The sequence below is a fragment of the Superficieibacter sp. HKU1 genome (genome assembly GCF_029319185.1).
GTDB lineage: Bacteria > Pseudomonadota > Gammaproteobacteria > Enterobacterales > Enterobacteriaceae > Superficieibacter.
Window position 1 is genome coordinate 2019283 of the sequence record NZ_CP119754.1, and the last position, 12058, is coordinate 2031340.

The following is a 12058-nucleotide window of genomic DNA, read 5'->3' on the forward strand; positions in this document are numbered from 1 at the left end:
TTTCAAAAGGAGTGGCGATGTATTACGGATTTGATATTGGTGGCAGTAAGATTGCGCTGGGCGTTTTCGATAATAAGCGACATCTGCAATGGGAAAAGCGCATCGCCACCCCACGAGACAGTTATGAATCCTTTTTACAGGCGGTCACCGGGCTGGTCGCTGAAGCAGATGCCCGTTTCGCCTGTAAAGGTACGGTCGGCATTGGCATTCCCGGTATGCCGGAAACCGATGGCGGCACGCTTTATGCCGCCAACGTGCCCGCCGCCAGCGGCAAACCGCTGCGCGCCGATCTCAGTCGGTTGCTGGACCGCGATGTGCGTCTGGACAACGACGCTAACTGCTTTGCGCTTTCCGAAGCCTGGGATGACGAATTTATTCAGTATCCGCTGGTAATGGGTCTGATCCTCGGGACCGGCGTCGGCGGTGGCCTGGTCATCAACGGCAAGCCCATCACCGGGCGCAGTTACATCACCGGTGAGTTTGGTCATATTCGCCTGCCGGTCGATGCATTTACCCTGATGGGCTTAGATTTCCCGCTACGTCGCTGCGGCTGCGGCCAGATTGGCTGCATTGAAAATTATCTCTCCGGCCGTGGTTTTGCCTGGCTATATCAGCATTATTATCATCAGCCGCTTGATGGCGAGGAGATTGTACGCCTCTGGCAACAGGGCGACGAGAACGCGCGTCAGCACGTGGAGCGTTACCTTGACCTGCTGGCGGTATGCCTCGGTAATATCCTGACAATTATCGATCCTGATTTAGTGGTGATCGGCGGTGGATTGTCTAACTTTAGTGCTATAGCTGAAGGACTCGCGGCGCGTTTACCGCGCCATTTGTTACCGGTAGCCAGCGTGCCGCGTATTGAGCGCGCACGGCACGGTGATGCAGGAGGAATGCGCGGCGCGGCGTTCCTCCATCTTACTGACACACCCCAGAGGTAATTATGCAGTCGCGCCGCCTACATCGATTAAGCCGTTTTCGCCGTAACAAACGCCGACTGCGCGAGCGTCTGCGTCAACGCATTTTCTTCAGAGACAGGGTGCCAGAAGAGATGGATAAACCAAGAGTCGTGGTTCTGACCGGTGCCGGAATATCAGCCGAGTCAGGGATCCGCACCTTTCGTGCGGCGGATGGCTTATGGGAAGAGCATCGGGTCGAAGACGTGGCGACGCCGGAAGGTTTCGCCCGCGATCCCGCGCTGGTTCAGGCATTTTACAACGCCCGTCGTCGGCAGCTTCAGCAGGCTGAAATTATGCCAAACGCGGCTCATCTGGCGCTGGCTAAGCTTGAAGAGGCGCTCGGCGATCGCTTTCTGCTGGTGACGCAGAATATTGATAATCTGCATGAGCGCGCGGGTAATAAACATATCGTGCATATGCACGGCGAACTGCTGAAAGTCCGCTGCTCGTGGAGCGGGCAGGTGCTGGAGTGGACCGGTGACGTCACGCCGGACGATAAATGCCACTGCTGCCAGTTTCCCGCGCCGCTGCGCCCGCACGTAGTATGGTTCGGTGAAATGCCGCTCGGCATGGACGAAATTTACAGCGCGCTGGCAATGGCGGATGTTTTTATCGCCATCGGCACTTCCGGGCACGTTTACCCGGCGGCGGGCTTTGTCCACGAAGCCCGCTTACACGGCGCGCATACGGTAGAGCTGAATCTCGAACCCAGCCAGGTCGGTAGCGAGTTTGAAGAGAAGCATTACGGGCTGGCGAGCGAAGTGGTGCCGGCGTTTGTGGAGAAAATGCTGAAAGGTTTATAAAGCACTTTTCAGGCGGAGCGGGTTGCTCCGCCTGACGGTTATTAACGTCCCGCTTTCAGCTTCTGATAATACTGCTCGTAAATCGCGCTGGCGTCGCCGACGTCGTTCTGCCACTCACCCTTGCTGATGGTCTCAGCATCCGGATAAAGCGTTTTATCGTTCGCGACGTCCGGGCTCAGCAGCTTGCGCGCGGCGAGGTTAGGCGTCGGATAACCGATGGTTTCCGCCACTTCTTTCGCCACGTCCGGGCGCAGCAGGAAGTTGATCAGCTTCAGCGCGCCTTCTTTGTTTTTCGCGTTAGCCGGAATGGCAAGACTGTCCATCCAGAAAATACCGCCTTCTTTCGGCCAGACTACCTGCAGCGGCGTCCCCGCCTGACGGGCGACGTAGGCTGAGCCGTTCCATACCATCCCCAGGTTCACTTCGCCTTCCATATACGGGTTGGCCGGGTTGTCGGAGTTGAACGCGGCGACGTTTGGCATCAGCTTTTGCAGCTCTTTATAGGCGGCTTCGATCTCTTTAGGATCGGTGGTATTGCCGGAATAACCGAGTTTGCGCAGAGCGATCTGGAAGACTTCGCGTGCGTCATCAGTCAGCAGCAGACTGCCTTTATACTCCGGTTTCCACAGGTCGGCCCAGCTGGTCACGCTTTTCGGATCGACTTCGTCGCTGTTAATACCAATCGCGGTCGCGCCCCAGATGTAAGGAATGGAGTAGTCATTATTCGGATCGAATGGTTTATTCAGCACTTCCGGATCGAGATTTTTGAAGTTGGAAAGCTGGGATTTGTCGATCTTCTGGATCATCCCTTCTTTGCGCATTTTATCGACGAAATAGGTGGACGGGACCACCAGATCGTACGCGCCGTCTTTATAGGTCTTCAGTTTGGCATACATGGTTTCATTCGACTCATAGGTCGAATAGATAACCTTAATCCCGGTCTCTTTGGTGAACTGCTCCAGCAGGCCCGGCGGTACATACTCGGTCCAGTTGTAGAAATACAGCGTTTTGGCGTCGTCGGCGTGGGCGGCGCTCATGCCGAAGGCCAGTGCGCCCGCAGCCAGCAGGTGGCGTGACCATTTAATCATCTTAACGTCCCCTTGTTTTATCACGTGCAATAAGCTGGCTGGCAATCACCATAACCAGCGACAAAACCAGTAAAATCGTCGCCAGCGCATTCACTTCAGGTGATACGCCAACTTTGACCATCGAATAAATTTTCAGCGGCAGAATTTCATAGGCCGGACCGGTCACAAACGACGATACCACAACGTCATCCATCGACAGGGTAAAGCTGAGCAACCAGCCAGCGGCTACCGCGGGCATTGCCAGCGGCAGAATGATTTTACGCAGGATCGTCATCTCGCTGGCCCCCAGGTCTTTCGCCGCTTCCAGCATCCGCACATCAAACCCTTTCAGGCGTGAATAGACCGTCACCACCACGAAGGGCAGGCAGAAAGTGATATGCGAAAAGAGCAGCGACCAGAATCCCAGCTCGATCCCCAGCATCATAAACAGCACCAGCAGGGAAATCGCCATTACAATATCCGGCGACATCATCACGACAAACAGCATCCCGCTAACGAAAGGCTTGCCGCGAAAACGGTAGCGATACAGCGCCACGGCAGTCAATGAGCCAATCAGCGTCGCCAGGGTTGCCGAAAACACCGCCATGGTCAGCGAATGCTGTGCCGCCTGTAACAGGCTGTCATTATTTACCAGCAGGCTATACCATTTGGTGGTAAAACCCTGCCAGTTGATACCGAAGCGCGAACTGTTAAAGGAGTTCACGATCAGAATAATGATCGGAATATATAAATAAGCATAGATGGCGGACATAAAACCGCCGCGCAGCAGTCGACCGATCATTCCAGTTCCACCTTCTTATTCAGCAGGCGCGAGGCACGCCAGTAAACCAGCAGCATCAGTCCCATCACTACCGTCAGGGTAATGCTGGTGGCAGACCCGAACGGCCAGTCGCGAATATTGAGGAACTGGCTCTTAATGACGTTACCGATCAGCAGGTTTTTCGCGCCGCCCATCAGATCTGAAACGTAAAACAGCCCCATCGCTGGCAGCATCACCAGCAGACAACCGGCAATAATACCCGGCATGGTCAGCGGCAGAATGATGCGTACGAACGTTTGCATTTTATTAGCGCCCAGATCTTTCGCTGCTTCCAGCAACGGTTTATCCAGCTTCTCAATACTGGAGTACAGCGGCATCACCATAAACGGCAGCAGGATATACACCAGGCCGATAATCACCGCGCTGGGGGTAAACATAATTCGGATGGGGGTTTCAATAACGCCCAGCCACAGCAAAAACTCGTTCAGATAGCCTTTGGTGCTGAGAAAAATCTTCAGGCCATAGATGCGGATCAGCGAATTGGTCCAGAAAGGAACAATCAGCAAAAAGAGCAGCAGCGGACGCACCTTTTGCGGCAGCCTCGCCAGGAACCAGGCAAACGGATAGCCCAGTGCGAGGCAAGCGACGGTGGCGATCAGCGCCATATTCAAGGAGTGCAGCAGCACCTGAAAATAGAGCGGGTCGACCAGTCGGGCATAGTTGTCCAGCGTAAAGACCAGCTTAACGAAGTTCGCGTCGTCGCGAGTCAGGAAGCTGGTGGCGATGATCATCAGGTTGGGCAGAAAAACAAACAACACAAGCCAACCAACGATAGTGGCAATCACCACATTCTGGAATTTACTTGTGTTCTTCATCAGCCAGTACAACCTCCCAGCTCTCTACCCAGTTAATCGCCATTTTCTGATCCAGTGAGTGATCGAAATCCGGATCGTCTTCGTTGAAGAACTCACTGACCAGCACCATCTTGCCATTTTCCAGCTCGACCACGGACTCCAGGGTCATGCCTTTGTAGTTACGCTCGCGTACGTAACCTACCAGCCCTTCGACCTCGCTGCCGTCGTTAATCTCTTCAACGCGCAGATCTTCCGGGCGCAGCAGGACGTTCAGATTCTGGCCTTTGTCGACGGCAAAGTTGACGTCGATATTACATTCCCGGCCTTCAACGCTGGCACGCACGCGGCGTTCGTCGAGACGCTCGATGACCGTGGCATTAAATATATTGATTTCGCCAATGAAACTGGCGACGAACAGGTTCTTCGGCTCTTCGTAAATTTCACGCGGCGTGCCGTCCTGCTCAATGCGCCCGTCGCGCATCACTACGATGCGGTCTGACATGGTCAGGGCTTCTTCCTGATCGTGGGTGACAAAGACAAAGGTGATCCCGAGCTTGCGCTGAAGGGCTTTAAGTTCATTCTGCATCTGCTTGCGCAGCTTGTAATCCAGCGCGGAAAGCGATTCATCCAGCAGCAGCAGGCGAGGCTTGTTGACCACCGCGCGGGCGATAGCCACGCGCTGCTGTTGTCCGCCGGAGAGCTGGTGTGGTTTGCGCTGGGCAAACTCTTCGAGTTGCACCATATGCAGCGCTTCGGTGACGCGGGGCGTGATTTCAGCGGCAGGCGTTTTTTGCATCCGCAGACCAAATGCCACGTTTTCAAAAACGGTCATATGCGGGAAAAGCGCATAGCTTTGAAAGACGGTATTGACGTGGCGATTTTCAGCCGGAACATCGGTAATATCCAGATCTTCCAGACGAATGCGGCCGGTATCGACATTTTCCAGCCCGGCAATCAGGCGCAGAACGGTTGTTTTACCGCAGCCAGAGGGGCCAAGGAGGGTAAGGAATTCGCCGTTGTTGATGGTCAGGTTAAAATCTGCGATAACCTTCTTACCATCAAAGCTTTTATTAATTCCCGCCAGTTGCACCAGTGGTGAAAGCGAACGCGGTTGTGTATTCAATTTATGACTCTGTCCCATGTAGACGTACCGGGAAGCTGACCGATACGGGGTTTGTGATTAACCACCTTTGGGTTCTGCACACGATTAAGGGCTGGCATTCTACGGCAAACCATTGAAATCGCCAATCCTTGATACGTAATGGTACGCTACCTTTATGACGGTGGTGGACGTAACGAAAAATATTCTCGTTTGCCCGCCTAAAAGTGACCTGACGCAATATTTGTGTTTTCGTGCTTATTGATAATGTTGTCACAAAAAGTGAGGGTGACCGCATGGAAAAATTACTTGAGCGTTTTTTACAGTACGTTTCTCTGGATACGCAATCGAAGCCTGGCGTGCGTCAGGTGCCGAGTACCGAAGGACAATGGAAGCTGTTGCATTTGCTCAAAGCCCAGCTTGAGGAGATGGGGCTGGTTAACGTTACCCTTAGTGATAAAGGCACCGTGATGGGCACGCTGCCTGCTAATATTGATGGCAATATCCCGGCAATCGGGTTTATCTCCCACGTCGACACATCGCCGGATTTTAGCGGAAAAAACGTCAATCCGCAGATCATCGAAGGTTATCGGGGTGGAGATATCGCGTTGGGCATTGGTGATGAAGTATTGTCTCCAGTGATGTTTCCAGTGCTGCATCAGATGCTGGGCCAGACGCTGATCACGACCGACGGTAAAACGCTGCTCGGTGCGGATGACAAAGCGGGTGTGGCTGAGATCATGACCGCACTGGCGGTGCTGAAGGGCAAAAATATCCCTCACGGCGATATCCGCGTAGCCTTTACGCCGGATGAAGAGGTCGGCAAAGGTGCGAAGCATTTTGACGTCGACCAGTTCGGCGCGCAGTGGGCCTATACCGTTGACGGCGGCGGCGTGGGCGAACTGGAATTCGAAAACTTCAATGCGGCCTCGGTGACGATCAAAATCGTCGGCAATAACGTGCATCCGGGGACGGCGAAAGGGGTGATGGTCAACGCCCTCTCGCTGGCGTCACGCATTCACGCAGAAGTGCCTGCTGAAGAAAGTCCTGAACATACCGAAGGCTATGAAGGTTTTTATCATCTTACCAGCATAAAAGGCAGCGTTGATCGTGCTGAAATGCACTACATCGTGCGCGATTTTGACCGTAAGCAGTTTGAAGCCCGCAAGCGCAAGATGATGGAAATCGCCAAAAAAGTCGGCAAGGGGCTGCATCCGGATTGCTACATTGAGCTGATCATTGAAGACAGTTATTACAATATGCATGAAAAAGTGGCTGAACATCCGCATATTATTGATATCGCAAAACAGGCGATGCTTGACTGCCATATCGAACCGGACATGAAGCCCATTCGCGGCGGCACCGACGGCTCCCAGCTCTCCTTTATGGGACTACCGTGCCCGAACCTGTTTACCGGCGGCTATAACTACCACGGGAAACATGAATTTGTATCGCTCGAAGGAATGGAGAAAGCGGTACAGGTGATTGTGCGAATCGCGGAATTAACAACCAGGCACAGCGCTAACGTGGCCTGACAGTACGTCAGGGCTGGTGGCTTGAATGCCTGATGGCGCTGCGCTTATCAGGCCTACATTGAGGCTGGTGTGTGGACTTTGTAGGCCGGGCAAGCTTGCGCCGCCCGGCAAGTTTGAGGAAAGAGGTTAAGCTTTAATCCTCGAAGAACCAGTATCCGCTATTGACCAGCGCGGCCAGCATTGCGAGGAAAGAAGGGTCTTCCAGCGCGTCGCCAAAATGTTCACCGCTCAGCACAATACGGCTGGAAAGCGCTTCGAGCGCCGGACGGTGAGGGGAGTCGATTTTTTCACCGTTGGCAAACACTTCGTCACCAATCCGCAGCACGCGCAGGCCGCCAAGGCGTACCAGCTTGTCGCCCTGCTTCAGTGCGTCGTAAATTTCGTCCGGCTGGTAAGGCGGCTCCGGCGGAGCAATATCTAGCTCGTGACGCGCCTGGGTGATAAACTCACCAAACCACTGGCTGAAATGCTCCGGCTGGTTAATCAGATCCAGCATCATACCGCGCAGCTTATCCAGCTCTTGCGGCAGAATATCTGCCGGATGATCGCGCGAAGGTATCTCCGGATCGCTGTAGCGGAAACTGCCCAGTTCACGTTGCAGAACATAATCGGCAAACCCGCTGATCAGCTCGCGGGCATTGGGCGCATGGAACCCCACCGAATAATTCATCGAGTTTTCCAGCGAATAACCCTCATGCGGGAATCCTGGCGGAATATACAGAATATCGCCGGGCTCCAGTTCCTCGTCGATAATCGCTTCGAATGGATCGACCTGCAGCAGGTCAGGATGCGGACAGTGCTGCTTCATTGGCACTTTCTCGCCGACGCGCCAGCGGCGGCGGCCGGTACCCTGGATAATAAACACATCATACTGATCGAGATGCGGACCCACACCGCCACCCGGTACGGAAAAGGAGATCATCAGATCGTCCACGCGCCAGTCGGGGAGAGCACGGAAAGGACGCATCAGCGCCGCAGTCGGCTCATGCCACTGATTGACGGCCTGCACCAGCAGCGACCAGTCATTTTCACCCAGGTGATCGTAGCTTTCAAAAGGGCCGTGGCTGAGCTGCCATTTACCATCCTGGTGACTGACCAGACGGCTGTCGACTTCGTTTTCCATCGCCAGACCGGCCAGCTCGTCGGGAGAGATAGGATCCACAAAATTGGCGAAACCCCGTTTCAGCACTACCGGGCGTTTTTGCCAGTAGCGTTCAATAAAATCGGGCCAGTTTAATGCTAATTGATAGTCCATAATAGTTTCCCGCAGGCTCGTAACTGAAGCGATTATAACGGATGGCGGGCAGTTACGATGCAGGAGAAAAAAAGAAAAACGCGGGCGTTAACCGTTTTGATTACCCGGATGCTGTCGACCAAAGATGATTTCCATCCGCGCGCCGCCGAGCAAACTTTCTTCGGTGACAATTTTACCATCGTATTGTTCGACGATTTCCCGCGCAACAGAAAGCCCCACGCCCTGGCCAGGACGTAACGTATCAATGCGCTGCCCGCGATCGAACACCAGTTCGCGTTTGCTTTGCGGAATGCCGGGACCATCATCTTCAATAATAATATGCAGGTGTTCCTCCGTCTGGCGAGCGGAGATTTCAACAAACTCGAGGCAGTATTTGCAGGCGTTATCCAGTACATTGCCACACACTTCCATAAAATCGTTTTTTTCACCGACGAAACTGATTTCCGGTGAAATATCCAGCGAAATACTGACCCCTTTGCGTTGATAAACTTTGTTCATCGCAGACGTCAGGTTATCCAGCAGCGACGCCACCGGATGCAGTTCGCGGCTCAGCATAATATTGCCACCGCGCATACTGGCGCGATGCAGAAAATAGCCAATTTGCTGTGAAATGCGGCTGATTTGATCGAGCATCACCGGCTCAGCCTCGGCAACGCTGATTTTTTCGCTACGCAAAGATCGCAGCGTACTTTGCAGCACGGCGAGCGGCGTTTTTAAACTGTGCGTCAGATCGGTAAGAGTGGTACGGTACTTTTCGTTACGCTCGCGCTCCGTCTTCAGCAAGCGGTTAAGGTTGCGCACCAGATGAGTAAGTTCACGCGTGGTTTCAGGATTCAGCGCCTCGCGGTGATGTTCCTCCAGTTCGCGAACCTCTTTCGCCAGCGCCTCCAGCGGGCGTAAACTCCACCATGCCGCGACCCAGAGCAGCGGGATCACCAGCAGTAAGTTGGCAATCAGCACATAGAAGAACCAGTTCCAGACCATATAAGAGCTTTTTAGCTCAATCGGAATGGTGTCGACGATGACAATGGTTAATCGTGGCATTCTGGCGGTGGCCGGATAAATATTGACCGCCACCGAGTGCGTCATTTCATCGTCCGGATCGGCTTCGCGACGTATTTCCTCAAGCTTATCTCCCACCTCCCGATCGTCACGCAGCAGACTGCTACTGAAATCCACATTCGCTTCGATTTCCTGAAATCCGTTGGTTTTGAGCCACTCCGGGCGGATGCGCTGGATGAGCCAGGGAAGGTTATGCTGCGCCCAGAGCAATGTGCCTTTATCGTCATAAATCAGCGCGACAGATGGACTTTGCTGCGCCAGATTTTCCGGCAGGTCAATGCTTAGCGTGCCGTTCTCCCACCTTGCGAGGGTATAAAATAAATTGCTCTCCCCACGCAGCAGGCGATAGGTGGTTTTATCAAAGCTGACGCTATAGCCGACCAGCGCCACCATGCCGTAGGCCAGAGAGAGAATTAATACGATAGCCGCCGTTGCCAGCAAAAAGCGGATACGCAGGGAAAGCGGCAAAAAATGCCGTAGCAGACGGTTCATTCCGGAAGTTCGAAACGGTAGCCCTGGCCGCGCACGGTGGTAATGACGTCGTGCGGGTAGCGGGTCTGAATTTTTTTGCGCAGCCGGCCCATCAGCACATCAATCGTATGGCTTTCACGCAGTTCCGCATCCGGATAAAGCTGGAGCATTAGCGCATCTTTGCTGACCACTTTACCGTGATTGCGGATCAGCGTTTCCATAATCGTATATTCAAAGGCGGTAAGTTTGATGGTTTCATCACTGACGGAGAGCTCACGGCGGGAAAGATCGACCTGGAACGGCGGCAGAGAAATCACCTGCGAGGCCAGCCCGCTATTTCGCCGTAACAGCGCCTGCATTCTGGCGGCCACTTCCTCGATATGAAACGGTTTGGTGACGTAATCATCCGCGCCTGCGCTTAACACTTCGACTTTATCCTGCCAGCCTTCACGGGCGGTCAGCACCAGCAGCGGGAGGGAAACGCCATGGCTGCGCCAGCGTCGGATTAACGACAGGCCATCTTCATCCGGCAATCCCAAATCGACAATGGCAATGTCAGGAACATGCTCACCAAGATAATAATCCGCCTCGCGGGCATCTTCGGCAGCATCGACCTGATGGCCCATCTCCTGAAGCTGGACTTTAAGATGATGACGCAGCAGCGGATTATCTTCTACAACGAGTACGCGCATAACTCTTTCCTCACATGACGATCGGCAACAGTGTAACGCAAAGAGATAAATAGTGGTTCAACCAGCGGATAATAACCCCTCTCTCCGGGCAGAAAGAGGGGACAGGACATTATTTTAGCTCATCAACCATGGTGGCGGCACGACCAAGATAATTGGCCGGGGTCATAGCTTTCAGGCGGGTTTTCTCTTCTTCCGGTAAGGCCAGACCGTCGATAAACTGTTTCATACCTTCCGCATCGACGCGTTTGCCGCGCGTCAGCTCTTTCAGTTTCTCATACGGTTTTTCAATGCCGTAACGGCGCATCACCGTCTGGATTGGCTCAGCCAGCACTTCCCAGTTGTGATCCAGTTCGTCCAGCAGACGCTCGCGGTTCACTTCCAGTTTGCTGACGCCTTTCAGGGTAGATTGATACGCAATCAGCGCGTAGCCCACGCCAACGCCAAGGTTACGCAGAACGGTGGAGTCGGTCAGGTCGCGCTGCCAGCGGGAGACTGGCAGTTTGCTGGCCAGGTGCTGCAGGACAGCATTGGACAGGCCCAGATTGCCTTCGGAGTTCTCAAAATCAATCGGGTTTACTTTGTGCGGCATGGTGGAAGAGCCGATTTCACCGGCGATAGTTTTCTGCTTGAAGTGATTGAGCGCCACATAACCCCATACGTCGCGATCGAAATCGATCAGGATAGTATTGAAACGTGCGATGCAGTCAAACAGTTCGGCAATATAGTCATGCGGTTCGATCTGAGTCGTGTACGGGTTCCACTGAATGCCCAGCGACGTGACGAACTCCTCGCTGAACTGGTGCCAGTCCACTTCCGGATAGGCCGCAATATGCGCGTTATAGTTACCCACCGCACCGTTAATTTTGCCAAGGATCTCGACCTGGCTAAGCTGGCGGTATTGACGCTCCATCCGGTACGCAACGTTCGCCATCTCTTTACCCAGCGTGGACGGCGTAGCCGGCTGACCGTGGGTGCGGGAGAGCAGGGGAATATCGCGATACTGGACGGCAAGATCTTTAACCGCATCAATCAGCTTGCGCCAGTAGGGCAGGATCACCTCGTCGCGCGCGGTTTTCAGCATCAGCGCGTGGGAGAGGTTATTGATATCTTCAGACGTACAGGCGAAGTGAATGAACTCGGAAACCGCATGCAGCTCCGGCACGCTGGCGACTTTTTCTTTGAGGAAATATTCAACCGCTTTTACATCATGATTCGTGGTGCGTTCGATGGTTTTGATGCGCGCTGCGTCTTCTTCAGTAAAGTCAGCAACGATTTTATCAAGGTAACCGTTTGCGTCGGCAGCAAATGAAGGAACTTCCTTAATCGCTGCGTGCGCGGCCAGTTTTTGCAGCCAGCGTACCTCGACCTGGACGCGGAATTTCAGCAAACCGTATTCGCTGAAAATGCCGCGCAGCGCGCTGACTTTATCGCCATAGCGTCCATCGACGGGGGAAACGGCGGTCAGTGAGGATAATTCCAT

At 53.9% G+C, this 12058-nt stretch carries 11 protein-coding genes; 3 read left to right on the plus strand and 8 right to left on the minus strand.

What is annotated here, in order from left to right; translation table 11 throughout:
* Positions 1-17: 17 nt before the first annotated feature.
* Positions 18-941, plus strand: coding sequence for an N-acetylglucosamine kinase (gene nagK / locus P0H77_RS09580; RefSeq protein ID WP_276164677.1), 924 nt, complete (start codon positions 18-20; stop codon positions 939-941).
* A 2-nt stretch (positions 942-943) separates the two neighbouring features.
* On the plus strand, positions 944-1762 hold the full coding sequence (gene cobB / locus P0H77_RS09585) for a Sir2 family NAD+-dependent deacetylase (protein ID WP_276164678.1): 819 nt from the start codon (positions 944-946) through the stop codon (positions 1760-1762).
* Positions 1763-1803: 41 nt separating this feature from the next.
* Here cobB and potD read toward each other — a convergent pair whose 3' ends face one another.
* Genes potD through potA form a run of 4 tightly spaced genes read right to left on the minus strand, consistent with a single transcriptional unit; the run spans position 1804 to position 5605 of the window.
* The gene (gene potD / locus P0H77_RS09590; RefSeq protein WP_276164679.1) at positions 1804-2850 is read right to left on the minus strand and encodes a spermidine/putrescine ABC transporter substrate-binding protein PotD; all 1047 of its coding nucleotides are present in this window, start codon (positions 2848-2850) and stop codon (positions 1804-1806) included.
* A 1-nt stretch (position 2851) separates the two neighbouring features.
* Complete coding sequence (potC, locus tag P0H77_RS09595; protein ID WP_176917230.1) at positions 2852-3631, minus strand: spermidine/putrescine ABC transporter permease PotC; 780 nt, start codon at positions 3629-3631, stop codon at positions 2852-2854.
* Positions 3628-4485: a spermidine/putrescine ABC transporter permease PotB gene (gene potB / locus P0H77_RS09600; protein ID WP_276164680.1), complete on the minus strand. Its 858-nt coding sequence runs from the start codon at positions 4483-4485 to the stop codon at positions 3628-3630. Before potB ends, potC begins: the two co-directional genes overlap by 4 nt.
* Positions 4469-5605 carry a spermidine/putrescine ABC transporter ATP-binding protein PotA gene (gene potA, locus P0H77_RS09605; protein ID WP_276164681.1) on the minus strand — a complete coding sequence of 379 codons (1137 nt, stop codon included), beginning with the start codon at positions 5603-5605 and terminating at the stop codon, positions 4469-4471. The genes potB and potA overlap by 17 nt, the downstream gene beginning before the upstream one ends.
* A gap of 254 nt (positions 5606-5859) precedes the next feature.
* On the opposite strand from potA, the gene pepT reads away from it, so the two are divergent.
* Positions 5860-7098, plus strand: coding sequence for a peptidase T (pepT, locus tag P0H77_RS09610; RefSeq protein WP_276164682.1), 1239 nt, complete (start codon positions 5860-5862; stop codon positions 7096-7098).
* 133 nt (positions 7099-7231) lie between these two features.
* Here the strand turns inward: pepT and P0H77_RS09615 are convergent, their stop codons facing one another.
* The 4 genes from P0H77_RS09615 to purB form a co-directional block, all read right to left on the minus strand.
* Positions 7232-8353 (minus strand): cupin domain-containing protein, encoded by a 1122-nt coding sequence (locus tag P0H77_RS09615; RefSeq protein ID WP_276164683.1) that lies wholly within the window; start codon positions 8351-8353, stop codon positions 7232-7234.
* An 87-nt stretch (positions 8354-8440) separates the two neighbouring features.
* Positions 8441-9907 (minus strand): two-component system sensor histidine kinase PhoQ, encoded by a 1467-nt coding sequence (phoQ, locus tag P0H77_RS09620; RefSeq protein WP_276164684.1) that lies wholly within the window; start codon positions 9905-9907, stop codon positions 8441-8443.
* Complete coding sequence (gene phoP / locus P0H77_RS09625; protein WP_276164685.1) at positions 9904-10578, minus strand: two-component system response regulator PhoP; 675 nt, start codon at positions 10576-10578, stop codon at positions 9904-9906. Before phoP ends, phoQ begins: the two co-directional genes overlap by 4 nt.
* A gap of 109 nt (positions 10579-10687) precedes the next feature.
* The gene (gene purB, locus P0H77_RS09630; RefSeq protein ID WP_276164686.1) at positions 10688-12058 is read right to left on the minus strand and encodes an adenylosuccinate lyase; all 1371 of its coding nucleotides are present in this window, start codon (positions 12056-12058) and stop codon (positions 10688-10690) included.

What these genes read in the sequence shown, in the direction of transcription:
- nagK (WP_276164677.1), top strand. Translation starts at nt 18, where the DNA reads ATGTATTACGGATTTGATATTGGTGGCAGTAAGATTGCGCTGGGCGTT.
- cobB (WP_276164678.1), top strand. Translation starts at nt 944, where the DNA reads ATGCAGTCGCGCCGCCTACATCGATTAAGCCGTTTTCGCCGTAACAAA.
- potD (WP_276164679.1), bottom strand. Translation starts at nt 2,850, where the DNA reads ATGATTAAATGGTCACGCCACCTGCTGGCTGCGGGCGCACTGGCCTTC.
- potC (WP_176917230.1), bottom strand. Translation starts at nt 3,631, where the DNA reads ATGATCGGTCGACTGCTGCGCGGCGGTTTTATGTCCGCCATCTATGCT.
- potB (WP_276164680.1), bottom strand. Translation starts at nt 4,485, where the DNA reads ATGAAGAACACAAGTAAATTCCAGAATGTGGTGATTGCCACTATCGTT.
- potA (WP_276164681.1), bottom strand. Translation starts at nt 5,605, where the DNA reads ATGGGACAGAGTCATAAATTGAATACACAACCGCGTTCGCTTTCACCA.
- pepT (WP_276164682.1), top strand. Translation starts at nt 5,860, where the DNA reads ATGGAAAAATTACTTGAGCGTTTTTTACAGTACGTTTCTCTGGATACG.
- P0H77_RS09615 (WP_276164683.1), bottom strand. Translation starts at nt 8,353, where the DNA reads ATGGACTATCAATTAGCATTAAACTGGCCCGATTTTATTGAACGCTAC.
- phoQ (WP_276164684.1), bottom strand. Translation starts at nt 9,907, where the DNA reads ATGAACCGTCTGCTACGGCATTTTTTGCCGCTTTCCCTGCGTATCCGC.
- phoP (WP_276164685.1), bottom strand. Translation starts at nt 10,578, where the DNA reads ATGCGCGTACTCGTTGTAGAAGATAATCCGCTGCTGCGTCATCATCTT.
- purB (WP_276164686.1), bottom strand. Translation starts at nt 12,058, where the DNA reads ATGGAATTATCCTCACTGACCGCCGTTTCCCCCGTCGATGGACGCTAT.